The 22,809-nt window shown below is 44.8% G+C and carries 24 protein-coding genes; 15 read left to right on the top strand and 9 right to left on the bottom strand.

Annotated elements, in window-relative coordinates; all coding sequences use genetic code 11:
• From ACUYLD_RS09430 to ACUYLD_RS09415, 4 genes are read left to right on the top strand one after another with little or no spacing between them, the layout of a single operon-like run.
• A complete protein-coding gene (locus ACUYLD_RS09430; RefSeq protein WP_446674864.1) occupies positions 1-732 on the top strand; it encodes a lantibiotic immunity ABC transporter MutE/EpiE family permease subunit in 732 nt (243 codons plus the stop codon).
• 1 nt (position 733) lies between these two features.
• Positions 734-1,492 (top strand): lantibiotic immunity ABC transporter MutG family permease subunit, encoded by a 759-nt coding sequence (locus ACUYLD_RS09425; protein ID WP_446674863.1) that lies wholly within the window; start codon positions 734-736, stop codon positions 1,490-1,492.
• Positions 1,493-1,529: 37 nt separating this feature from the next.
• Positions 1,530-2,189, top strand: coding sequence for a response regulator transcription factor (locus ACUYLD_RS09420; RefSeq protein WP_446674862.1), 660 nt, complete (start codon positions 1,530-1,532; stop codon positions 2,187-2,189).
• A complete protein-coding gene (locus ACUYLD_RS09415; RefSeq protein ID WP_446674861.1) occupies positions 2,180-3,568 on the top strand; it encodes a HAMP domain-containing sensor histidine kinase in 1,389 nt (462 codons plus the stop codon). The genes ACUYLD_RS09420 and ACUYLD_RS09415 overlap by 10 nt, the downstream gene beginning before the upstream one ends.
• A gap of 212 nt (positions 3,569-3,780) precedes the next feature.
• Here ACUYLD_RS09415 and ACUYLD_RS09410 read toward each other — a convergent pair whose 3' ends face one another.
• Positions 3,781-3,954 carry a hypothetical protein gene (locus ACUYLD_RS09410; protein WP_348619789.1) on the bottom strand — a complete coding sequence of 58 codons (174 nt, stop codon included), beginning with the start codon at positions 3,952-3,954 and terminating at the stop codon, positions 3,781-3,783.
• A 143-nt stretch (positions 3,955-4,097) separates the two neighbouring features.
• Here ACUYLD_RS09410 and ACUYLD_RS09405 point away from each other — a divergent pair, with 143 nt between their 5' ends.
• Together ACUYLD_RS09405 and ACUYLD_RS09400 are read left to right on the top strand one after the other, a co-directional pair.
• Entirely contained in the window at positions 4,098-4,421 is a 324-nt protein-coding gene (locus tag ACUYLD_RS09405) for a helix-turn-helix transcriptional regulator (protein WP_446674860.1), read from the top strand.
• Positions 4,422-4,463: 42 nt separating this feature from the next.
• Complete coding sequence (locus ACUYLD_RS09400; RefSeq protein ID WP_446674859.1) at positions 4,464-4,859, top strand: MerR family transcriptional regulator; 396 nt, start codon at positions 4,464-4,466, stop codon at positions 4,857-4,859.
• A 271-nt stretch (positions 4,860-5,130) separates the two neighbouring features.
• Here ACUYLD_RS09400 and ACUYLD_RS09395 read toward each other — a convergent pair whose 3' ends face one another.
• Complete coding sequence (locus tag ACUYLD_RS09395) at positions 5,131-7,185, bottom strand: stalk domain-containing protein (RefSeq protein WP_446674858.1); 2,055 nt, start codon at positions 7,183-7,185, stop codon at positions 5,131-5,133.
• Between the two features lie 480 nt (positions 7,186-7,665).
• Here ACUYLD_RS09395 and ACUYLD_RS09390 point away from each other — a divergent pair, with 480 nt between their 5' ends.
• Positions 7,666-7,995, top strand: a complete 330-nt coding sequence (locus ACUYLD_RS09390; protein ID WP_446674857.1) for a DUF3817 domain-containing protein — start codon at positions 7,666-7,668, stop codon at positions 7,993-7,995.
• A gap of 206 nt (positions 7,996-8,201) precedes the next feature.
• Here ACUYLD_RS09390 and ACUYLD_RS09385 read toward each other — a convergent pair whose 3' ends face one another.
• Together ACUYLD_RS09385 and ACUYLD_RS09380 are read right to left on the bottom strand one after the other, a co-directional pair.
• Entirely contained in the window at positions 8,202-8,453 is a 252-nt protein-coding gene (locus ACUYLD_RS09385) for a YolD-like family protein (RefSeq protein ID WP_061828313.1), read from the bottom strand.
• 201 nt (positions 8,454-8,654) lie between these two features.
• Positions 8,655-9,224, bottom strand: coding sequence for a TetR/AcrR family transcriptional regulator (locus ACUYLD_RS09380; RefSeq protein WP_061828312.1), 570 nt, complete (start codon positions 9,222-9,224; stop codon positions 8,655-8,657).
• A gap of 136 nt (positions 9,225-9,360) precedes the next feature.
• Here ACUYLD_RS09380 and ACUYLD_RS09375 point away from each other — a divergent pair, with 136 nt between their 5' ends.
• From ACUYLD_RS09375 to ACUYLD_RS09345, 7 genes are all read left to right on the top strand, one after another.
• Positions 9,361-10,824: a DHA2 family efflux MFS transporter permease subunit gene (locus ACUYLD_RS09375; protein WP_446674931.1), complete on the top strand. Its 1,464-nt coding sequence runs from the start codon at positions 9,361-9,363 to the stop codon at positions 10,822-10,824.
• A 210-nt stretch (positions 10,825-11,034) separates the two neighbouring features.
• On the top strand, positions 11,035-12,570 hold the full coding sequence (nikA, locus tag ACUYLD_RS09370) for a nickel ABC transporter substrate-binding protein (RefSeq protein WP_446674856.1): 1,536 nt from the start codon (positions 11,035-11,037) through the stop codon (positions 12,568-12,570).
• A 1-nt stretch (position 12,571) separates the two neighbouring features.
• Positions 12,572-13,516, top strand: a complete 945-nt coding sequence (nikB, locus tag ACUYLD_RS09365) for a nickel ABC transporter permease (RefSeq protein ID WP_446674855.1) — start codon at positions 12,572-12,574, stop codon at positions 13,514-13,516.
• A complete protein-coding gene (nikC, locus tag ACUYLD_RS09360) occupies positions 13,513-14,367 on the top strand; it encodes a nickel transporter permease (RefSeq protein WP_446674854.1) in 855 nt (284 codons plus the stop codon). Before nikB ends, nikC begins: the two co-directional genes overlap by 4 nt.
• Before the next feature lie 7 nt (positions 14,368-14,374).
• On the top strand, positions 14,375-15,211 hold the full coding sequence (locus ACUYLD_RS09355; RefSeq protein WP_446674853.1) for an ATP-binding cassette domain-containing protein: 837 nt from the start codon (positions 14,375-14,377) through the stop codon (positions 15,209-15,211).
• On the top strand, positions 15,204-16,046 hold the full coding sequence (locus tag ACUYLD_RS09350) for an ABC transporter ATP-binding protein (RefSeq protein ID WP_250261256.1): 843 nt from the start codon (positions 15,204-15,206) through the stop codon (positions 16,044-16,046). The genes ACUYLD_RS09355 and ACUYLD_RS09350 overlap by 8 nt, the downstream gene beginning before the upstream one ends.
• Positions 16,013-17,323 carry an MATE family efflux transporter gene (locus tag ACUYLD_RS09345; protein WP_250261255.1) on the top strand — a complete coding sequence of 437 codons (1,311 nt, stop codon included), beginning with the start codon at positions 16,013-16,015 and terminating at the stop codon, positions 17,321-17,323. The genes ACUYLD_RS09350 and ACUYLD_RS09345 overlap by 34 nt, the downstream gene beginning before the upstream one ends.
• 120 nt (positions 17,324-17,443) lie before the next feature.
• Here the strand turns inward: ACUYLD_RS09345 and katA are convergent, their stop codons facing one another.
• The 5 genes from katA to ACUYLD_RS09320 form a co-directional block, all read right to left on the bottom strand.
• Positions 17,444-18,901 (bottom strand): catalase KatA, encoded by a 1,458-nt coding sequence (gene katA / locus ACUYLD_RS09340; protein WP_165176889.1) that lies wholly within the window; start codon positions 18,899-18,901, stop codon positions 17,444-17,446.
• A gap of 289 nt (positions 18,902-19,190) precedes the next feature.
• Positions 19,191-19,793 (bottom strand): adenylyl-sulfate kinase, encoded by a 603-nt coding sequence (gene cysC / locus ACUYLD_RS09335; protein ID WP_061828305.1) that lies wholly within the window; start codon positions 19,791-19,793, stop codon positions 19,191-19,193.
• Positions 19,794-19,854: 61 nt separating this feature from the next.
• Positions 19,855-20,754: a TIGR02452 family protein gene (locus ACUYLD_RS09330; RefSeq protein WP_250261254.1), complete on the bottom strand. Its 900-nt coding sequence runs from the start codon at positions 20,752-20,754 to the stop codon at positions 19,855-19,857.
• 5 nt (positions 20,755-20,759) lie between these two features.
• Positions 20,760-21,242, bottom strand: coding sequence for an NADAR family protein (locus ACUYLD_RS09325; RefSeq protein ID WP_250238945.1), 483 nt, complete (start codon positions 21,240-21,242; stop codon positions 20,760-20,762).
• A 28-nt stretch (positions 21,243-21,270) separates the two neighbouring features.
• Positions 21,271-22,176, bottom strand: coding sequence for an NUDIX hydrolase (locus ACUYLD_RS09320; RefSeq protein WP_250261253.1), 906 nt, complete (start codon positions 22,174-22,176; stop codon positions 21,271-21,273).
• 292 nt (positions 22,177-22,468) lie between these two features.
• Between ACUYLD_RS09320 and ACUYLD_RS09315 the strand changes: the two genes are divergently transcribed.
• Complete coding sequence (locus ACUYLD_RS09315; RefSeq protein ID WP_254347401.1) at positions 22,469-22,771, top strand: hypothetical protein; 303 nt, start codon at positions 22,469-22,471, stop codon at positions 22,769-22,771.
• Positions 22,772-22,809: the final 38 nt, after the last annotated feature.

Raw genomic sequence — 22,809 nt, 5'->3', positions numbered from 1 at the left:
ATGCAGCAATATATAGCCGCCGAACATCTAAAATTAAAGCGCACCTTCACAAAAAAGTTGGTCTGGCTTGCCCCCATCGCTACTCTTCTTCTGTGTACCGTACTCATGGGGGGACGTATGCTCCAAAGCGCCAGCTACAATTGGTGGTATTTCATGCTGCTGCCAGGTACCCTCACCTTAACGTGCTCAGGAGTGATCCAAAAGGATGGCAAGAAGCTGAAATACCGTGCTGTCCTCGGCATGGCTGTAGATTTGGCTCAGGTATGGTACGGTAAAATCGGGGTTTGCGTAAGACTCTTAATGGTTTCCTTTATTGTCCTATTTATAGGGATAACTCTTGGCGGATTCGTATTCTCAACTTCCGTGACACTAGCAGGAAGCGTTGCTGCAACTCTAATCCTCTTCATCACCTTTTTGTGGCAAGTTCCACTTTGCCTGTTCCTGACGGACCGAATAGGCATGTTTGCCACTCTAATTATTAATATGCTGGGCAACGTATCCTGCACCATTTTGTTCGCTACGTCCTCTGTGTGGTGGGCGGTCCCTTATGCTATTCCAGCCCGATTAATGTGCGCCGTCATTAAAGTGCTACCTAATGGGCTTACCGTTCCTTCAGGAGATCCGCTTTTGGATAAAGGCGTGATTGTGCCCGGCCTAGTGATCACAATCTGCCTGTTTATAATTCTGTCGATACTGACGGCGATGTCCTTCCGCAAGCGGGAGGCTAAATAAGATGATTTCTTTTTTCCGCTATCTGAAATCCGATGTGCTTAAACTTAGAAGGCAGCCCTTACTGCTTGTGCAGCTGTTTGTGCCGCTTTTAGGCATAGCAATCTTTCTAGCCTACTATTCCTTTACTCCGTATTCACCGATTTCAAAGGTGGACGGCTATTTGCAGGTCTTGGCCGTGGTTCTTCCTACCATGATTGGTATTGTCTGCTCTATTGCTGTTGAGCAGGAGTCAGTCGCTGGTAATTTCCAGCAGCTATTAATCTCGCCAATGAAGCTGCTACCTTTCCTGAGCAAGCTCAGCCTGCTCCTGATCTTGGGATTTGGCAGTGTGCTGCTTGCCTCCGGTGGCTTTGGGGCTGGCTATATATATCTTATGAGAGAGTCACCGTATGGCTTGAAGTTTTATGTGTTGGCTGCCTGCATTCTGTTTATGTCCAGTGTATTCCTCTATTTTCTGCATTTTTTCATTAGTTTGCGGTTCGGCAAGGGAGCTTCCATCGGTCTAGGCATTATGGAGAGTCTATTGTCCGCTTTGCTTCTTACAGGGCTGGGTGATCATAATTGGATATTCATCCCCTCTGCTTGGGCTGCCCGGTTCATCACGATCTGGGTGCAATACGATATAAACTCAGCAGTATCTATTCCTGAAGCTATACGGCTTGATTCGGGAGTCAGATATTGCGTAGTAGGGACCGTAGTCATCATGGTATTATTAGGATTATGGATTTTTCGTTGGGAAGGACACAATTCGTCGGAATAAAGACTAGAGTAAAGAAAGCAAGGGAAGTGAATTAAGCATGGCAAACTTGTTGGCCGTTGATGATGAACCCGCCGTTTTGGCACTCCTTCAAAATATTTTGCAGAAAGATGGCCATGTTGTCACGGTGGTCTCCGACTCCCCACAGGTTCTCACCATGCAGCTTGGAGCCTTTGACCTCATCCTGCTTGACGTGATGATGCCTACCATGGACGGGTTCACACTCTGTCGGGAAATTCGCAGCAAAATAGACTGCCCGATCCTGTTCCTCACCGCAAAATCCATGGAGAACGATGTGATGTTAGGGCTTGGGGAAGGGGCGGACGATTATATTGTCAAGCCGTTTGGTGCTGGAGAGTTGCGCGCAAGAATCAACGCCCATCTCAGACGGGAGAATCGTGAACGGCGTAATGTATTCTGCATCGGGGAAGTTCATTTCAATCTGTCCGGCAAGGAAATCACCGTTCAGAATGTTGTAGTCCCGTTTACCAAAAGCGAATATGAGATATGTAAGTTTCTAGCCCTGAACTGGGGACAGGTGTTCCCTAAAGAGCAGATTTACGAAGCTGTCTTCGGCTTGGATGGGGACAGCGATTCCGCCACCATCGTGGAGCATATTAAAAATATCCGAGCCAAGCTTGGCAAAGTAGATGTTTCGCCAGTGGAGACGGTTTGGGGGATCGGGTACCGATGGAAGTAACCAAAGTACAGCAAGCATGCAAGACAACCAAACTACGAACCATTTTTCTGGGTTATTTAGTTATGTTCTGTATCGGGACGATTGCGCTCGCTCTGTTCCTGGTTCTCATCTTCTATGTCCTGATGTCTTGTGGGACCATTCTCCCCGCGAACTATGCTGAGAATCAGGTGCGGGAGGACAAGACAATCATTGAAGCTGGCAAGACCCTACAGCCGGATTCTCGGCAGAAACTGTATAAATACGCATCATTCACTTCGGAAGGCCGCCTCAATGAGGGAAACCTTTCTGAAAAGCAGGCTCAAACTGCTTGGAGTGTTACGCAGCAGAACGATACTGCTTATCAATTTCCCTATAACTATGTAAAAGTCTCACATAATGATAAAGTTACTGTGATGCGCTATTCTGTCTCGGCTCAGTTTGAACTTCCTATCCTGCGTCAATACCTGCCGAACGCGGAATTGTCCTTTTTTGCCGTGTTCTGTATCGCCTTTCTGGGGGGAGGTGCCTTGCTGGCTTCCTCCTTCGGACGAAAGCTGGCACGTAAGATGAGTGGGTTGCAGCAGGCCACCAAACAAATTCAAGCACAGGATCTGGACTTCTCAATCGAATTCAGTGGCGTGATGGAGATCGATCAGGTGCTGCATTCCATGGATAAAATGAAAGAAACGTTAAAGACTTCGCTTCAGAAACAGTGGAATCTCGAAAGATCCCGCCGCGAGCAAATATCCGCCCTAGCACACGATGTCAAAACACCACTCACTATCGTTCGTGGAAACGTAGAGCTGCTGTCCGAGACCGATCAGTCCGAAGAGCAAAAGAACTATACGGATTATATATCGGAAAGCACCAGGCAGATGGAGCAGTATATTAAGACTCTTATTGAAATTTCAAAAGCGGAAACGCTAGTCACCCTGCGGGCGGAAACGATGGATGCTGACTTCTATTTAACGAAAGTGAAAGATCAGATAATAGCCTTGGCTGCTGTCAAAAAAATATCTGTAGCATTCGCTGCATATAACCTCCCTAAGACGCTGTATGCAGACCCAGTTCTACTTGAGCGAGCCATTATGAATGTTGCTTCTAATGCTGTAGATCAGGCGCCTGAATATAGCGAGATCCAGCTGACCGTAGAGTCTGTGGAAGACTGCATTCGGTTCAGCATCTTAGACGAAGGCCCAGGCTTCTCTCCAGAAGGCCTCAAACAGGCCGCCGAGCAGTTCTATATGGGTGACTCGTCCAGAAGAATAAATGGACATTACGGTATGGGTCTGTATATAACAAAATCCATTGTCAATCTACATGGTGGAAAGCTGATCATCACCAACTCCACCCAGACAGGCGGCGGACAGGTAAGCATTGAGATTCCGTCAGTTCATTAGCGACATAATGAGAAAATTACCGAAATAAATAATTTGCTCTTAAGCTTGGTTCGATTTATAAGGCACACACCTCTTCCTCGTTTGTTATTGAAACAATTTAAAACGCTACTGACATATGAAGGTCAGTAGCGTTTTATCATTTTGCCATCGGAATGAAAACACTCCTGGCACAGACTCGCGATTATTATAAGGAACATGGGTTTATTGGATTACTATATGTGCTGCTGAACGGATGATGCTATAATTTTGCTTTGTACTCCTTGATCAAGTACGGAACCAAGAATAGACGTTCCGATAGCCCCCGCCATAAAGCTTCCCATCATATAGATACCCATACCAACTCCGGTTTGGTTGCCACTTAATGTTCGAGAAATGGTGTTTGCCATTGTAATCGGTCGCCCTCTCCATTTTCCAGAACATAAGGGGCTACGCTTCTTGGATTATGGCTTCCTTCGGGTAAGTTATACTCTCCCCATTTAACAACATCTTGAAGGAATACAATGTCTGCTCTATTGGAAGCTTCAGTCATGTGATTCTCGGAAAACGTATTCATCGTTGTAGCAGGGTGTTCAAAGTATTGTCGGTTGATCAAATTTGCAAGCAATTTTTAATTAGCTCACGTCAATTCCAACGCAAATTTAAAAAAGCTAGCGGAATAACCTATACAAAAATGCTACAGGATATTCGTATTCACGAGAGTTGTAGCTTACTACTAGATACTAGTTGGAGCGTTCAAACGATCGCACTTGAAGTCGGGATTCATGATATGAAGTATTTCTATCGAATCTTCAAGGAACGATGTGGATTGACCCCGCATGAATTTCGTTTTAATGCCTGTTCGAATATACAGTAATCATTAAGCGTTAAATGATTCCCCTTACGAAGGTGACGAGAGATGACAACAAATTTTAAAATGAAAGAACTTATGGATCAATTCCAAATCAGTGAGGATACCTTACGGTATTATGAGAAAATGAGTCTTCTTCCTCCCGTGGCCCGCAAAAATAATGGGCACAGGATATATAACAATTCACACAAAGAGGCACTTCTAATGATCAAGTGTTTAAAAAAAGCCGGAATGTCGCTGAAGGAGTTAAAACCTATTATCCAGCTTCAATTAGATGAGAGCAACATATCAAATAATGAATGGCATGATAGGCTTTACAATTACCAAAAAAAGATAGATCAGCAGCTGCAAGAACTTCAGGAAATTAAGGATATGATTGAATTGAAATTGCAAACCGGGCAAAAATTTGGCCATAACTTTTTGCCGCTTGAGACCCAAACTTAATCTTTTTTTAAAACTGAATTGCTCTGCTTGACCTAGTGTTTACACCAGGTTGTAAGATGTGCATTAGATTCCCTCCAAGGATTCCACATCATACAAAAGGGAGCTTATAAACATGAACAATACAATAGCAATAGGAAAAACAGGATTAAAAGCATTTAAACTTGGTTTTGGAGCAGGTGTGGTAGGAGATTGTCATTGTTCTACATACACTTCCTAATACACAGAAAGGGTTCAAAAGTGAAAACTTTAGAACCCTTTTTTGCAGAAGTATTTATTTTGTAATCGTAATTTGTTTGGATGCAGTATTATAGTTCACCTGATACCCCGAAAGCTCGCTAATCACTCGTAATGGAACCAGCGTGTAGCCGTTAACAATAACCGGAGCTGTGATGTTCGTCGAATAACTCCGGGAGTTGTTCAACTCATACACGGCAAGGGTAGAATTCTTGACCTGAAGTACTACTTGTTTGCCGTCTGTAGGTCGAGTCAGAATGATCTTTTTGGTCGCTTTTTCATAATTTACCTCGTAACCTATCCGTTCACTGATAAAGCGTAGCGGGACCATCGTTGCCCCATTTATGATTCGCGGAGCCTGAGCCATCGTCGTAGCACGACCATCGACATAAGCTGATTTAGCTCCTGGTGTCAGGGTGAACGAAGTTGAATATGAGGAAACCGCATTGTTAGGGTATGAGGACGTTGTACCAGAAGTTGTTGTTGTAGTAGAACTCGTCCCGGATGATGAACTACTGGTCCCAATTGCTCTATTGCGAATAGCTTCTAACCGATCCAGCAAATCGCTTTTACGGGTTCCGCTCGGCAGATCACTGATTGCATCTCTGGCAGAACGCCAGTCGGAGGCATTCAGACTGTTTTCTGCAATTCGCATCAAATCTCTCGCTTTCTCATAGTTCGATGAACTAGATGACGAAGAAGAGTAGTAACCATCCGAATCCGTGCGTTCTGATATCTTTACACCGCTAGACTCTCTTCCATTACTATTGACAGTCACGACCTTAATCTCATACCAGCGTCCTTCTCGCAAATCCGTTATTTTATAGGACTCAGAGCTTGTAGTTCCCTCATAATCACCATCAACATATATCTTTACCTTGTCGGCTTTACTCGGCATATCGTAGGTGATTTTGATCCAGGTGTCGCTCTTACTATCTACTTCAAGATTGGACACTTCTGACGAATTGGAGGACGTACTGTCCGTTGTGGCAGTCAGTCTCACACCAGAGGACAATGCACCTGTGCTTCGCTTGGACCTAATCGTGAACGTGTAGGTCTGGCTTGCCGAAAGATTGTTGAATGTATAGGATGATCCTGTTGAATCAGTTACCAGTTGCCCATCCTTATACAGACTGACCGTATTAATTCCGCTAGGTCTTGTCCAGGAAACAGTAACGCTATAGTTATTAACTGATGTCACTGAAGCTCCTGTCACTTCGGGCACTGTATCAACGGTGAGCGCTGAGGTCGTAACCGGAATACTGATTCCTCCAGATATGTTGCCGGATTTGTCAATAGTCTTGACCAGTACTGTATAGTTTGTAGAAGCGATCAATCCACTGAATGAATAGGACGTCCCTGTAGTTCGCTGCACTTCCTTACCATTTAAATAGATGATCGCTTGGCTCAGGTCAGCATCCTTAGGCAATATGTAATTTACGGTAAAAGCGTTATATCCTACATTCGTAGCTGTCAGTCCGCTTACCTCTCCTGGAGGTGTCTTATCCACAGGACCATCAACGGAGGCCGTTTTAGCCTGTATTGTCGTACCTAGAGATTCATCTCCACTCTTATTCACCGTTTTCACGCGAAAAGTATATGTCGTGTTCGGCTGTAAACCGCTCATCATATAAGAGTTACTTCGAATGTTATCTACATATACATCGTTAGTGACATTTACCACTTTTATGTGGTCAAAATTAATGTCCGACGGATTGGTCCAAGACAAATTTACTTTTGTTGTTTCTGTAGGAACCGCTGTCAGATTGCTTACCTCTGCCGGTGCGATATTCGCAGTAACCATTTGACTCGACATTACTTTTAGCATTTGGTTAAGATAGGTATTCTGACTATAACCTTTTGTTAACGTAGTCACTTTCGTGCCCGAAGTAACAGGCACATGACGGCCTTGAGTGGTTGCTAATTTGGTATGTAACTGTGCTGTATTCAGGCCTGTCAGATTTAAGTTATGCCTTTCAGTCGACAACGCGCTAGCCACTGCATCGGGTGCCAAAATGCCATATCCCGTATTCAAAATCAGTGTAGCCGTTGCGAACGGAGCCATCCATTGACGCAAACGTTTTTTATTCATAATCTATGCTCTCCTTGATACCAGTATGGAAATTTTATTTGTCAAAACTAATAAGTCAAGCTTACAAACCCTTCTGCTGCAATCCAGCTTTTAAAATTCACACTATAATGTACAGGCATTCATTTAACTGTTATCGGAATTTACATACAAAATGTTTAGGCTTCACACTAGCATTTTTACAGATAGGGGTCGCGCAAACAATATATGCTAAGCCTTCGAACTACACCAGCGTAGTGTTTTTTCTTACTCCAAGCCATCTTTCTAAACCCCATTGTTTGTTTCAACAATTTAAACGAAATTACGATTATCGTCTCCGGGCACGCTAAGCTGTGGTACGTTGGATACTTCAATCATGTGAAAGCTCTGACATAACCTTTTGATTCAGCTATAAATATTCGATATATCGTAACTTTCTACCGTTTAATAACATTGCATTATAGGATATATTAAATTTTAAGCAATAGGAGAAGGAGGTGTATTATGTTCAAAAATGCCTTTAAGATGTTTGGTGTTATTGGTAATATTGAAGCGATTTCATATCTGCTGCTTGTGTGTATCGCTATGCCACTTAAATACGCAGCTGGAATGCCACAAATGGTAAGCTGGGTGGGTATGATCCATGGGGTACTGTTCGTGGCCTATGTTGTAGCGACTGTGGTCATGCTGATTCTGCGAAAAATAACGCTATTGCAAAGTCTTGCAGCCTTGATTGCATCGCTGTTGCCGTTTGGTCCTTTCATTTTTGATCGTAAGGTGCTTAAGAAAGCCGAAGCACGTGCCAGTCATAACAGCCCGATAAAAGCTACATAAGCATGTACAAGGGAAAGTGCCAACACAATAACGTTGCTTTTTCTTCCCACTCATGCAGCAGTATACAAAAACAACCGATGGCTCTAAACCACTCGGTTGTTTTTGTATACGCGAATTGTAAATTGTTACTTTCCCACGCAGTAAGGGAGACTCTAACTTTGTCATTCTTTTCTTCCCTATCTGCTATATTTATGTAATCACAACAACTAATCTCTCGGGTAATTTACACTCATAATATCCATAAAAGGAACTTTATCCGTTTCTCCATTACTCTCTACATGAACCTTTCCTGTTCTCGGGTCCATTTTAACAATTTGTCCACGGGTTGTTTCTTCGCGTCCCCATACGGTCAATACAACTTCGGATTGCTCTCGTTGTGCTTCTACAAGCTGATTCCCGATTTCCTCCAGTACAAATTCATCCCGAGTAGGCCGTTTGGGTACCTTCGCTTTTGCCACTTGCTATCACCCTTCCTTCGTGCAAAATCAAAATCAAATTCATTCTATTTTACCATACTTTTCATCATTTGGTGCTGGTAATGTGAGTAAAATTACGTCTCAGAACCACAAAAAAGCCGAGTTCTCAAAACCGAAAACATCGGCTTTTTAAAGTTGCTTGTTGGAGCTCATTAGGAGCGATTGAAAATCGAAGAGACAGGATTATTTGACCAACTGTGGAATGTAATCCACGATATTATATATAGGAGCACTGCTCTGTTGCGTAACGGCCAAAATCAATGCACCTTCGAGCATCGAAATAATAAGTACCGCCAGACTATGTGCCTTTTCCTCTTCCCAGCCCGAATCCTGAAGGCGCTCCATATAGATGTGCTGCCAATCTGTAAACGTATTCACACAAGCATGACGTAGCGATTCACTAATACAGGAAGTTTCCGCAGCAGCCCAGAAGCCAATCGGCATGAAGTCGTTAAAGCCGGTACGGTCTGCCTCCTCAGCTGTATTACGGATAAAATCCTGAATGGCTAGTACTGGATTATCATTCCCGTTCAGTGTCTGTTTTAATTTTTGCTTTATAAACTCATTCCCTCTTCTTATGCACTCCAAAGCCAATTCTTCTTTACCACGCGGAAAATAATAATAAAGTGACCCTTTCGGTGATCCACTCTCCGCAAGAATCTGATTCAGTCCGGTCGCGTGATACCCCTGATGAAAAAAGAGCTTCGATGCGGTTTGTACGATATTCTCGTATGATTCGGGTTTAGCAGCCATATACAGCATCCTTCATTATATAGTAGTTATAACTTATACTTTGACAAAAAAATAACAACATGTTTATTATATATAGACCGATCGTTATAATTCAACACCATTAATTTATTGGAGGAACAAAAACAACATGAATACAATGAGTCAATCGAGTTCACCCTCTGAACCCAAAACGTTCAAGGTGCTACCTATTATGATTGCCCTGCTCCTTAGCGGCTTTATTGGGATGTTCAGTGAAACGGCACTTAACATTGCACTGAATGATTTGATGCAGATTTTGCATATTACAACTGCAACAGCCCAATGGTTGACTACCGCTTATCTGCTTACACTCGGTATTTTAGTACCTGTATCGGGAATGCTGATTCAAACCTTTACGACAAGACAGCTGTTTGTGACATCGTTGCTGTTTTCAATAGCTGGTTGTCTCGTTGCTGCACTTGCACCTACTTTTTCAGTGCTATTGATCGCACGTATTCTTCAGGCCATTGGTACAGCGTTGTTATTGCCGTTGATGTTTAACACCATCTTGATCATTTTCCCGGCTGAAAAGAGAGGCGCGGCTATGGGGATCATCGGATTGGTAATTATGTTTGCACCTGCCGTTGGACCTACCATTGCAGGACTGGTACTGCAAAATCTGTCTTGGCACTGGATCTTCTGGATTTCTCTTCCGTTCTTGGTTCTCTCGCTGATTTGCGGTATTTTATTTATGCAAAACGTTTCAGAAACGACCAAGCCTAAAATTGATCTTTTATCTATCCTCCTGTCTTCCATTGGCTTCGGCGGTGTTGTGTTTGGTTTCAGTAAATCCGGAGAAGGTGGCGAAGGTTGGGCTAGCCTGATGGTTCTGCTTCCTGTGATTGTCGGTTTGGTATCGTTGATACTGTTCTCTGTACGTCAGTTGAAGATGAAGCAGCCTATGTTGAACTTGCGTGTGTTTAAATATCCTATGTTCGTGATCGGCGTTATTATGGTGTTCTTATGTATGATGACGATCCTTTCTACGATGCTGATTCTTCCACTCTTTTTGCAAAAAGGGCTGGCTTTGTCTGCTCTAACAGCAGGTTTGGTACTTCTGCCTGGTGGGATTATCAATGGTCTCTTGTCTCCCATTATGGGCTCACTATTCGATAAATTCGGTCCCAAATGGCTTGTCATTCCAGGGCTTGTGATTGTGGCCGCTGTTTTATTTTTCCTGTCTGGAATTACAACAACATCAACTCTCGTACTCATTATTGTGCTTCATAGCTGCTTGATGATCGGCATTTCCATGATTATGATGCCAGCTCAGACAAACGGACTTAACCAGCTCCCTATGGATTTATACCCAGACGGAACGGCCATTATGAGCACGCTCCAACAAGTTGCTGGTGCTATCGGTACAGCCGTAGCGGTAAGCATTCTCTCGAAGGGCATGGACAGCTATTTGAGCCAATCCAGTATGCCTGAATCCGTAAATGAAATGGCCAATGCCATGGCAATCGGATCACAAAATTCATTTTTCTTTGCGATGATTATCAGTGTGATCGGGTTGATCCTTGCGTTTTTCATCCGCAGAGTTCATGTTGAACATGGCACTGCCAAAGCACCCATGCATTAATTCATAAATTTTTAGCCATTCCAAATTAAACATATCTAAATATACTTAAAGGCTGCTAACCATCTCACTATTGGTTATGCAGCCTTTTTTTCATATGAATTTACATACACATTCATCAATTACATATTTACAAAGCTCCTTCATTTGGTTACGATATGGTTTATAAATTAAAGCGTAAAAATTACGATTACTATTAAGGAGGACTCCCTGTTGTTTAAGCGTTCGTATTTTAAACTATTTATACCTGCGGTAATGGCGGTGATGATGGCAGCCTGCGCTTCATCTCCGTCAGCTTCACCCTCTCCATCTGCTGCACCACAAGATAAAAGTGTCACCTTATTGTTTAACGTGCAAAGCCCTTCTATAGACCCTCATTCAGATGTAAATTACACAGCTGTTCGTGCTGGAGTAAGTGAAACACTGATCAAAGTGAACAAGGATCTTAAGCTGGAAGCTTGGCTTGCAGAGAAATGGGACAGCAAGGACGGACAGCACTGGACCTTCAACATCCGACCAGGTGTGAACTTCCACAGCGGTAAAGCCGTCAATGCCGCTGCTGTCAAAGCCTCTTTGGAAAGAGCGCTAAAGCTCAATCCATCGGTCAAAAATGCGCTGCATATCCGTGATATTCATGCGGATAGACAAATTTTGAACATTACGACAGACAAGCCTTTCCCAGAATTTGTGTCTGAGCTGGTTCATCCGAATACGGCTATTATAGACACCACAGCTACAGGTGACCTCCCATCAGGGACGGGACCGTTCAAGGTTGCCAGCTTCCGTGCTGGAAGTGAACTGAATTTAGATCGCCATGAACAATATTGGAACGGTGAAGTAAAGTTGAAACATGCCAAATTCATGTTTAACGAAGACGCCAATGCGCGTCAGCTTGCTTTTCAAGCCAAAACAGCTGATATTGTGTATCGCCCGCCAATTGAAAGCTTGGAGCTATTGAAAGCTGATTCTACTGTTAAGGTAGACTCGCTTCCTAGTTTGCGAACGCATCAACTGATTTACAATATGAACAATAACGATCTGAAAAAGACGGCTGTGCGTAAAGCATTCGATAACCTGATCAACCGGGATGAGATTGCTAGTGGTATCATGTCTGGTCAGGGAACCCCTGCTCAAGGCCCGTTCTTGTCCGACTTTCCTTTTTCACCGAAATATATTACGAAACAGTTTGATTTGAATGCTGCACGAGAAGGCTTCAAGCAAGCTGGATATACAGTGCAGAACGGAAAAGTTGCGAACCCCGACGGCAAGCCGCTTCATCTTACATTGCTAACTTACCAGTCGAGAGCGGAGCTTCCACTCATTTCCCAGCTGATTCAGGCTAACGCTAAAGAACTTGGCATTACGATTGATATCCGGCAGGTTGATAATATTGACGAATATCTCGCCGCACATCAGGATTGGGATTTAGCAACTTATAGTAGCATTACAGTCCCGCGCGGCGATGCAAGCTATTTTCTGAATGCGGCTTACATGCCTGAAGGAGCACTGAATTATGGGCGTGTGCATGTACCAGAACTCACGGGTATGATCTCACAGCTGAACACAACCGTGAATGAGGAACAACGCAACAAGCTGGCGCTGAAGGCTGTCACGCTGATTGACCAACAAAATCTGCAATCCTTTCTGGTCCATCCTAACAACGTAGTGGCCTATCGCGATTACGTACATAACTGGGTAACTAGCCAAAGTGAATACTACTTGCTGACCCAGGACCTGGATGTGAACTAGCATGTTTAAATCCATCGCCAAAAAGTTTCTTGAACTGGTTTTGTTCTTTCTTATTCTTTCCTTTGTGAGCTTTTGTCTGCTTAAGCTTGTTCCGGGCGATCCCGTCCGGAGCATTCTCCGAGTCGACGATGTAGCTGTGTCCAATCAGCAAATTGCAGATATGCGCAGCCAACTGGGGCTTGATCAGCCATTACCTGTACAATATGGGAAGTGGCTGATGCAGTTGCTTCAGTTTGATTTTGGACAATCTTATTTAACCCATCGTCCGGTATTCACAGAGTTTATGGAAAAACTGCCTTATACACTTCTGCTGACCGGAGGCTCCCTGTTCATTATGCTGCTGATAGCTCTCCCGCTCGGAACGATGGCAGCGCTCTACCGTAACCGTTGGATTGACAGAGCCAGTCGTGTGTTTGCCTTAATCGGCTCCTCGATTCCCAGCTTTTGGCTGGGGCTTTTGTTTATCGAATGGTTTGCAGTTAAATTGCGCATTTTGCCGTCTATGGGTGAAGGAACCGCTTTTCATTTGGTACTCCCTTCTCTTACCTTGGGATTGGCAATGGCGGCCGTTTATGTACGAATGATCCGCGCAAGTCTGATTGAAAGCTCGGGGCAAGACTTTATCAAAGCGGCGCAAGCGCGTGGAATCAGCCCCATCCGCATTTTTTTCAGACACATGCTTCGTCACAGTCTAGTTCCGCTTATTACGGTATTCAGTGAGAGTATAGGCAGCCTACTGGGAGGTACAGTCGTAATTGAAGTGCTATTCGCCTATCCGGGGCTGGGCAAATGGATTGTGGATGCCATCGCTGCAAGGGATTACCCCATAATTCAGGGCTATACCGTATTTATGGCTGCATTCATTGTATGTATCAATATTTTGGTAGAGCTGTCCTACCGTTGGGTCAATCCTGAAATCGCTTTGAAGGAGAAACGTTTATCATGATAAAATCCGTACATGCGGAAAACGGGCAGCTCACTAGAACACGATTGTCCAAAACATGGATCGTGTCGCTCTCCATCCTGCTCATTCTTGCAGCAATTACAGTCGTTCCGTTTCTTGCACCGCAAGATCCGTATCGCATCCAGATGGGGAATCGACTACAATCGATCAGCGCTACGCACTGGCTGGGAACGGATCATTTGGGCAGAGATGTACTATCGAGAGTCATAGCTGGACTTCGGACGACTGTCGGAACCAGTTTGTTGATTTTGGCCGTTTCGCTGGTTGTCGGGGTCCCTCTTGGTCTGCTTTCAGGATTTATTGGAGGCTGGATGGATCGTGTATTCAAGCGGGTGGTCGATGCCTTCATGACATTACCTGATTATATTTTTGCCATTGTACTGAGCGGTTTGCTCGGACCAGGCTTAGTAAATCTTATTTTCGCGGTGACTGCGGTAAAATGGGTTGGTTATGCACGTCTGGTGCGTAGTACCGTTCTGGCAGAAAAGCAAAAGGATTACATTTCGTTATCCATACTGGCGGGTACCTCCTCCCTGCGGATTGTCATGCGGCATATTCTCCCCCATGCAATTGGGAATGTTCTTGTGCTGGCTACGCTGGATATCGGCAAAATCATTTTAATGATTGCCTCCCTATCTTTTTTGGGCTTAGGTCCACAGCCGCCAATTCCCGAATGGGGTACTATGTTGAATGAAGGACGAGCGTATTTTCAAATGGCTCCCCAACTGATGCTGGTTCCAGGGATAGCTGTCGTGCTAACAGTGCTACTGGCGAACGTATTGGGAGACAAACTGCGCGACCGTTATGATGTTAAAACCTGGACAGAGGAGTGAACTGTACATGCTGACTATTGAAGGCTTAACGATTCGGACAAATGTAAAAACGATTGTAGAGCAACTGGAGCTTGCCATTCGTCCGGGGGAATGGTGTGCTCTAGCCGGCGAAAGCGGTAGCGGCAAAAGCATGACGGCGTTCGCTATCGGCGGCCTTCTCCCCTCTTCTGTTACAGCGGAAGGAATCATTGCGTGGAAGGACAATAATTTGCTAGCCCTATCCGCTAAACAACGACGTTCTTTGCTGGGTAGTGAAATATCTTACATTTTTCAAGACTACCACGGGGCTTTCACCCCCTTTCTTCGTCTAGGCAGCCAACTGGACGAGCTGATGCGCGCCCATGGCAAACAAGATCGCAAGGCGCGCAAACAGCGCTGTATCGAGGTGCTGGAGCGCGTACAGCTTCCCGCCGAGCGTGTGTACCGCAGCTATCCGTTCCAGCTCAGCGGCGGTCAATTGCAACGGGCAGCTATTGCGGCTGCACTACTGCTGGAGCCGAAGTTGCTTATTGCCGACGAGCCTACAACAGCGCTGGATACGCTCACAGCCCATCGGGTGCTCCAACTCATTGACCAAATCCAGATGGAGACAGGTATTTCCGTCTTGTGGATCACTCACGACCTGCGTCATGTACGCAAGTATGCAGATCGAATCGCAGTGATGCGCGAAGGTTCACTGGTTGAAATAGGTGACACGCAAGCGGTGCTGAACCATCCAGACCACCCGTATACTCGTCGTCTACTGGCGGCTATTCCGCCGCTGTCTCCGGGCGCTCTAGCACGTTTACCTTACAACAGCACTGAAGAACAGAACGCAATGGAAAGGAGCGCTTTACATGGATAACCAAGCCACCTGCGCTCAGCGGCAAGACACGTCTAATCCTGTCGTGACCGTCTCCGGTTTGACGAAGGCTTACGCTGGAGGCAAAACGGTGCTGCAAGATGTTGCTCTGACGATCTCCCCCCGAGAATGTCTGGGCATCGTCGGGGAAAGCGGCAGTGGGAAAAGTACACTCGCTCGCTGTATTTTGACACTGGACCCATTTGATCAAGGTGAGCTTAAACTGGATGGACAGTCTATCCGAGGGCTAAAGCGGAGCGAATTAAAACGGATTCGCAGCAGGCTGGGTGCAGTATTTCAACATCCATCTGCGGCTTTGAACCCCAGACTAACCATCCTGCACTCCCTGCTGGAGCCACTGGACCAGCTTAAGTACTATGTTCCTTCCTTTATGGCGGGTATGTCCTCAGAACGTCGGGATATAGCAGAACATTTGCTTGATATGGTAAAGCTTCCAGCCAGCTATCTGGACAAGTTTCCACATCAGCTCAGCGGTGGGGAAAAGCAGCGTGTAACCATCGCACGTGCCATCAGCACAGAGCCGGATTTTATCGTATTGGACGAGCCAACGGCTAGTTTGGATGTGACTACACAAGCTACCGTTTTAAATCTGCTCAAGGATTTGCAGGATGAGCTAGGACTGGCTTATCTGTTTATCTCACATGATCTGGCGGCTGTGCACTTTATGAGTGATCGAATCATGGTCATGAAAGAAGGCAGTGTGGTTGAGCATTTTCCCAAAGAAGCATTATTTCATTCGGATCGCCATCCTTATACACAATCATTACTGGAGGTTTTTTCAACATGTTGCCTTCCCACCGAGCCTATCTTGCTTTAGCTATCCCTTTAATTATTTCGACGATTACGACCCCGCTGCTCGGTGCGGTGGATACAGCTGTAATCGGTCATTTGAGCCATTCCGCGTATTTAGGCGGTGTAGCGGTGGGCACTCTTATTTTCAATACTTTATATTGGCTGTTTGGCTTCCTGCGAGTCAGCACATCAGCTTTCACGGCACAAGCCGCGGGGGCACAAAATAACGACCAGAGCATAGCTGCTCTCATGCGCCCACTGGCCATTGCTCTACTCATTGGTGCGGTATTCATTGTGTTACAAAAGCCAATTCTGCTAGCTTCTCTTCAGCTAATCCATCCGGCTCAGGATGTGGCGGCACAGGCAGCAATTTATTTTAACATTCGTATTTGGGGAGCCCCTCTTACATTGGTGAACTATGTGCTGCTTGGCTGGCTGATGGGATTATCCCGTGTGAAGGCTACATTATTTTTGCAAATTTCAATGAACGTAATCAATATGGTATTAGCTATTGTATTTACACAGATGATGCATTGGAATGTCACTGGTGTAGCAAGCGCTACTCTGATTGCGGAGGCTCTTGCATGTATATTGGGTCTAGTTCTGGTGTTCCGCTCATCGATTTGGAGAGAATGGAAGCAAAGCGGACAGATGAATTGGCGAGGTTGGTTTGGAGCCTCAGAGTTGAAAAGTGTCATGGCAACAAACCTTGATCTTATGATCCGTACAGCCTGTCTGCTGACGATGTTTAATCTGTTTACGGCGCGCAGTGCGAGCTTTGGAACCGATCAGTTGGCGGCGAACGCTATTTTGTTGCAGATCCATTATATTATGGCTTACTTTTTTGATGGGTTCGCCAACGCCAGTAGCATTATGACGGGTCAGGCTAGGGGTGCCGGGGATCGTAAAATGCTGCAAAGGGTTATTCACTTGTCCTGGTTCTGGACACTGGTGACCAGCATAGTGACGGGAGGATTGTATTTCGCACTGAAAGAGCCGCTTATCTCGCTATTTACGGATAATGCCACAGTGATTAGTCTTACAGGCCCTTATAATGGATGGCTTGTGGTCTTTCCGCTGGCAGCCGGGCTGGGACTGGTATTCTACGGTGTGTTTACAGGAATGACGGTAACGTATCCGATCCGTAATTCGATGCTGATCTCATTGCTCTGCTTTTTGATCGCTCTCTTCTGGTGCGTTCCCCATTATGGGAATCACGGACTTTGGCTATCCTTTATCGTATTTGCACTAGGACGGTCACTGTTTCTTGTAATCTATTTACCTCGCTTGCAGAGGATATAGCAGCACCTGATTTACATCGCTCTAAAAAACAAAGGATGTCCCATCCACCATGTACGTGGTGTTGGGACATCCTTTTATTATTTATTCATACGGCTTTCAGGTTAGAGTTTGCAGATACCTCTACTCGCCTTGAGGAACGGTCAAGCCCAAACCTTCGGCTACACGACGTCCATATTCAGGATCAGCTTTGTAGAAATGTCCGATCTGACGCAGTTTGATTTCATCACTTTCTACCGGTTTCATCGCATTTACGATGTTTCGGACCAAACGTGCGCGCTCTTCTTCACTGAGCAAGCGGTACAGGTCGCCCGGCTGTGTGTAGTGATCGTGATGATCGTAGGCTACGCTTTGCGCTTCGCCAGACACTTCAAAAGGAGCAATTTTGTGCGCAGGTGATTCTTTGGGTCCACCGAGACTATTAGGCTCGTAATAAACAGATCCTCCGCCATTGCTGTCACTGCGTAATGCACCATCGCGTTGGTAGTTGTGTACTTCTGCATGCGGACGGTTGATCGGCAACGAATTATGATTTGCACCTACACGGTAGCGATGTGCGTCGCCGTAGGCAAACAGGCGTCCTTGCAGCATTTTATCCGGGGATGCTTCAATTCCAGGAACAAATGAACCCGGAGAGAATGTCGCCTGCTCTACCTCAGCAAAGTAGTTCTCAGGATTACGATTCAGCACCATGCGCCCAACCTCAATCAGCGGATAATCCTTTTGAGACCATACTTTTGTCACATCAAATGGATCAAAGCGATACGTATCTGCATCTTCTACGGGCATAATCTGCACATGAAGTTTCCATGCCGGAAAATCACCTTTTTTGATGGCATTAAACAAATCTTCTGTATGATAATCCGGATTTTCACCGGCAATTTTTGCAGCCAAATCCACATCAAGATTTTGCACACCTTGCTCTGTTTTAAAATGATATTTCACCCATACTGCCTGTCCTTCGGCATTTACCCACTTGAACGTGTGACTACCGAAACCATGCATATGTCTAAGTGTAGCTGGAATACCGCGGTCAGACATAAGGATACTTACCTGATGCAGCGATTCAGGAGATAAGGACCAGAAATCCCAGACCGCATTCGGGTTTTTCAGATGGGTTTGGGGATGACGTTTTTGCGTATGAATAAAGTCAGGAAATTTAATGGCATCCCGAATAAAAAACACAGGTGTATTATTGCCCACGAGATCATAGTTGCCTTCTTCTGTATAAAACTTCACCGCAAAACCACGTGGGTCGCGTACAGTATCGGACGAGCCCAGCTCACCCGCCACAGTAGAAAAACGGATAAACATCGGTGTACGCTTGCCCACTTCAGACAAGAAGCTTGCTTTTGTATATGCAGACAAATCATTAGTGACTTCAAAATATCCGTGCGCCCCTGCACCTTTTGCATGAACGACACGTTCCGGCACACGCTCCCGGTTAAAATGCGCCAGCTTCTCCAGCAGATGCACATCCTGAATTAGTGTGGGACCCCGTGAGCCTGCTGTGATCGAATTTTGATTATCTCCAACAGGAGCGCCCCAGCTTGTAGTCAGGTTCGTTGGTTGGTTACTCATGATTGAAATCACCTCTTGAATGAATTGGTTAACTATGTGCCTTTCACTATAAATTGTGCACAAACAAAAATCAATACTTTTTTATAATTATTATAATCTAGGATTTAGAATTAGTTTAAAATCATAAACAAAAAAGCAAGCCCCTTAAGGCTTGCCGTATATGCACTACTGTATTTATTTACCAATATATATGTTTCATTTTTACTTTCTATAATGATTACTTTGATCACTTCTCGAAGTTTTGCCATTGAGGCTTTCAGACAATATTCATGTAGAATTCATCATAAAATCATAATAGCAGCTGCTTCCTATCAAGAAAATCCAAGATATCCTGAACCGACTGGATTACCTCTCGACCTTCAGTAGATACGATTAGATCAGGTTCCAGCGGTGCTTCATAGGGAGCATCAATCCCCGTAAAATGATGAATTTCTCCGGCACGCGCTTTCTTGTACATTCCTTTTGGATCGCGTCGCTCACATTCCTCCAGGCTGCACTGTATATAAATCTCATAGCAACCTTCCTGCTGTAAAATCTCCTTTACCATTTCACGATCTTCACGATAAGGGGAAATGGTGGCGCAAATCGTTAGAACACCCGCATGTGCCATTAGCTTTGCAACTTCGGCAATACGGCGGATATTTTCTTTACGGTCAGCGGGCAGGAAACCTAGATTCTGATTTAAACCGTGCCGAACATTATCTCCATCCAAAATAAACGTGTGTATGCCTCGTGCGTATAACGCTTTTTCAAGTGTGGAGGATACCGTTGATTTTCCCGAACCAGACAGCCCTGTAAACCAAAGCACCGGACTTTTATGGCCATTCAAAAGCTGACGCGCTTGCTTATCAATATCGGACACATGCCAGGTTATATTCGAAGATGGATTCATTCAGCACCTTCCTTTTTCATGAGATATTATAGTAAAACAGTTTTTATGCACTGCCTTCACTTCAAGAAAGAACATTTTTAAAGCTGTTTAAAGTATGTTGGTCTGCTTTGTGATCCAACACTGCAAAAACAATCCGGTCAAACAGCAAACCATATCCTTCATCTACAAGCACTTGCTTGAACCAGAGGGCAACCTCTTCTGGCTTATTGCGAAATACTCCGCAACCATAGGCTCCCAGCACAAGATGTTCTACGCCGTTTTGCTTAGCCATTCCAAGAACGTAACGGATCCGCTCCAGCATCACTTCCCCAATCCGATTCACCTGCTCTGGCTCCCGTTCTCGCACAACTCCAGCATTTACAGCAGGTGCGGTCAGGAAGTCGACTTGATATGGCTTCTCCAACAATGTTCCCTGATCATCCCGAAATACCGGAACTTCAGGCGAATAAATCATATAATCTGAATAAAAACAGCTCCGCAGCTTCCGATTATGTCCATACATCTCTTCCATTTGTGAAATGCAAGGATATAACGCTGACGAACGAGCCAAGCTTTCTTCTTGAGCCTGGCTACCTCCGAGAAATCCACCTCCCGGGTTTTTAGCTGATGCAAAATTCAAACACGCCACGTGGGTCAGCTTCTCCTCTACCTGGAGTCTGTATGCCGCCTGTAACGTGCTTTCTCCCGTAATTTCCAATTTTGCAATAATCGTCTGTTCTTCTATGCGGGAAGAAGGCCCCAATATACTTTTTATTCTTTGCTCTGTTTCTTGCTTTACAGCTACCAGTTGAGAAGGTGTATATAACTTCGAGCCTGTGACCGCATTTCCTATCTCTTTTGTCATATTTACTTGAACCTGTTTGATATTCGTGTAATATCCATTCTCCAAAATGGATAGTGTCTCCTGCGCCATATGTGATCGTGCATCCCGGCTACTCCGGGAATTCATTGTATTTTTCATGATGACTATACCTCCTTTTGCAATACATCCTCACGTAAATTCGTCAATATTTCTCCTAGCCAGTTCGTGCCACGCCATAGCTTGCGGTTCCGTATACGAGCATCGCTCTCAGCTAAGCCTACACCCCAAATGGTGTCGGTCGGACTAGCCTCAACCAGAGTGGTTCCTTTCGTTTTAAGCAGGTGCTTGAGCAAATTCGGATTTTGGGTGAACTTGGCGTAATTACCGTCATACACAAATTGCCGGCAATTGGCCTCCCACAAGGATTGGTCAAATCCGCGCACACTGCGGCCACGGGCTTTTTGCTCCCTTGGGGTAGGTGCTTGCATAATTTTCAGGGCCGCCTCTTCATCCCCAAAAAGCTGTGCTTTTTTCAACATCATATATTGCTCGGCACAGTTAAACTCCAATCCATCCACGACAAAATCAGAAGGATACCATTGCGAAAATGGCGAATGACTGCGATAAAAAAATGTAAACTTTTCCATGAAGATTCCTCATTTCATATTCCTTATGCTACATAAAACGCGCCCGAGGCTTAAATCGGTATAACTTGGACGGACGATGTCCAGCCGCCTTTCTATACTCATTGGTTTCTTCCACGAGATCAGCTATTTTGCGACGAAAGGCTGCGGCCAACAGCTCCTTACCTAGAATAATTTCATACACCTGCTGAAGCTCACTCAGTGTAAATAGAGCTGGCATCAGGTGAAATGCGATATCTGTGTATTCTATTTTGCTGCGCAGACGCTCTATACCGTACGCAATAATTTTGGCATGATCAAAAGCAATTCCTTGTGACTCAAGCACCTCTCGCTTGATTTCAATAGTTCTTCCCTTAAGAATTTCAGTTATTTTTACTTTGGCTGACAGATGGATGTCCCCATGCTTCAATGTGATTTCAATGTCTTGCTCCCATGTGTAACCTTCCGGCTGCTTCGTCCGCGTTTCCTGAGCTACGCTGTAATCCAGCTCAAACCACTGGGCATCATCGGCATCATCCCCCGCCTGTACCTCCAAGGAATCGTGATCCACCAATGCCATGTAAGCGCAGCTGATTACCCGCATACGAGGATCACGTGCCACATCTCCCCAAGTATATAGCTGCTCCATATAAATCTGATCCACATTCGTTTCCGTTTTAAGCTCGCGTCGTGCAGCCTCTTCCAGACTTTCATCTATACCTACAAAACCACCCGGCAACGCCCATTGCCCTATATAGGGATGCTCCCCTCTTTGGATCAAAAGAAGCTGGAGGGTCTTCTCAGGCAGCTTCCGATAATTTTGTTGGAGCTGATCCATTACCGTAAATAGCAGCATATCTACCGTTACGGATGGGCGCTCATATTCATTCGCATCATACAGGGCTAAGAACTCCTCTTCCGTCAAGCCACTGTGATTATGTTTCGATCCATCTGTCACTTGCCTCACCTACCTGTTCATATATGGGTCATTTGTCGCTTTTAATTCAAAAGTGACGAATGCTCTATGTAACTTTTAATTTGAATCAATTGATAAAAACAAAATGTTAATATCAATACAGTAATATATAAAAACTGCTTCGTCAATAGGGTGTATAGTCCTATTTTTAATCATTTGATAGTACTATTAGACTGTTTACTGAATTTCACTTGTTGCTTATTGTCATATCATGTATGATGTTTTGGTCAATATAGGAAACACAACATACTAATCACGTAGGGAGAAGATCTAATTGTCTAACCAGTTTAATCCGCAATTCAATCAGCAAGGAGCACCATCCAGACCAGCCCCTGTTTACCCGCCTCCTGTATCATTCAAGGAGTGGATGATCAGTTTACTTCTGATGGCTATACCGGTAGTTGGACTTATTATGCTGTTTGTGTGGGCATTTAGCGGCTCGACTAATCCGAGCAAAGCTAACTATGCTAAAGCAGGCCTTCTTTGGGCCGCTATTGTAATTGTGATCTATATCATTATGGCTGTTGCTCTGTTGCCTGCTATCATAAGTTCATTGAATTCAAGCAGCTACTATTGATTCTAATTACATAGCAAAATAACCTTCCGATGAATAAC

The sequence above is a fragment of the Paenibacillus sp. SER-28 genome (assembly GCF_052906305.1).
This window is presented reverse-complemented; position numbering and strand designations above follow the sequence as displayed.

What these genes read in the sequence shown, in the direction of transcription:
- ACUYLD_RS09430 (WP_446674864.1), top strand. Translation starts at nt 1, where the DNA reads ATGCAGCAATATATAGCCGCCGAACATCTAAAATTAAAGCGCACCTTC.
- ACUYLD_RS09425 (WP_446674863.1), top strand. Translation starts at nt 734, where the DNA reads ATGATTTCTTTTTTCCGCTATCTGAAATCCGATGTGCTTAAACTTAGA.
- ACUYLD_RS09420 (WP_446674862.1), top strand. Translation starts at nt 1,530, where the DNA reads ATGGCAAACTTGTTGGCCGTTGATGATGAACCCGCCGTTTTGGCACTC.
- ACUYLD_RS09415 (WP_446674861.1), top strand. Translation starts at nt 2,180, where the DNA reads ATGGAAGTAACCAAAGTACAGCAAGCATGCAAGACAACCAAACTACGA.
- ACUYLD_RS09410 (WP_348619789.1), bottom strand. Translation starts at nt 3,954, where the DNA reads ATGGCAAACACCATTTCTCGAACATTAAGTGGCAACCAAACCGGAGTT.
- ACUYLD_RS09400 (WP_446674859.1), top strand. Translation starts at nt 4,464, where the DNA reads ATGACAACAAATTTTAAAATGAAAGAACTTATGGATCAATTCCAAATC.
- ACUYLD_RS09395 (WP_446674858.1), bottom strand. Translation starts at nt 7,185, where the DNA reads ATGAATAAAAAACGTTTGCGTCAATGGATGGCTCCGTTCGCAACGGCT.
- ACUYLD_RS09390 (WP_446674857.1), top strand. Translation starts at nt 7,666, where the DNA reads ATGTTCAAAAATGCCTTTAAGATGTTTGGTGTTATTGGTAATATTGAA.
- ACUYLD_RS09380 (WP_061828312.1), bottom strand. Translation starts at nt 9,224, where the DNA reads ATGGCTGCTAAACCCGAATCATACGAGAATATCGTACAAACCGCATCG.
- ACUYLD_RS09375 (WP_446674931.1), top strand. Translation starts at nt 9,361, where the DNA reads ATGAGTCAATCGAGTTCACCCTCTGAACCCAAAACGTTCAAGGTGCTA.
- nikB (WP_446674855.1), top strand. Translation starts at nt 12,572, where the DNA reads ATGTTTAAATCCATCGCCAAAAAGTTTCTTGAACTGGTTTTGTTCTTT.
- nikC (WP_446674854.1), top strand. Translation starts at nt 13,513, where the DNA reads ATGATAAAATCCGTACATGCGGAAAACGGGCAGCTCACTAGAACACGA.
- ACUYLD_RS09355 (WP_446674853.1), top strand. Translation starts at nt 14,375, where the DNA reads ATGCTGACTATTGAAGGCTTAACGATTCGGACAAATGTAAAAACGATT.
- ACUYLD_RS09350 (WP_250261256.1), top strand. Translation starts at nt 15,204, where the DNA reads ATGGATAACCAAGCCACCTGCGCTCAGCGGCAAGACACGTCTAATCCT.
- ACUYLD_RS09345 (WP_250261255.1), top strand. Translation starts at nt 16,013, where the DNA reads ATGTTGCCTTCCCACCGAGCCTATCTTGCTTTAGCTATCCCTTTAATT.
- katA (WP_165176889.1), bottom strand. Translation starts at nt 18,901, where the DNA reads ATGAGTAACCAACCAACGAACCTGACTACAAGCTGGGGCGCTCCTGTT.
- cysC (WP_061828305.1), bottom strand. Translation starts at nt 19,793, where the DNA reads ATGAATCCATCTTCGAATATAACCTGGCATGTGTCCGATATTGATAAG.
- ACUYLD_RS09330 (WP_250261254.1), bottom strand. Translation starts at nt 20,754, where the DNA reads ATGAAAAATACAATGAATTCCCGGAGTAGCCGGGATGCACGATCACAT.
- ACUYLD_RS09325 (WP_250238945.1), bottom strand. Translation starts at nt 21,242, where the DNA reads ATGGAAAAGTTTACATTTTTTTATCGCAGTCATTCGCCATTTTCGCAA.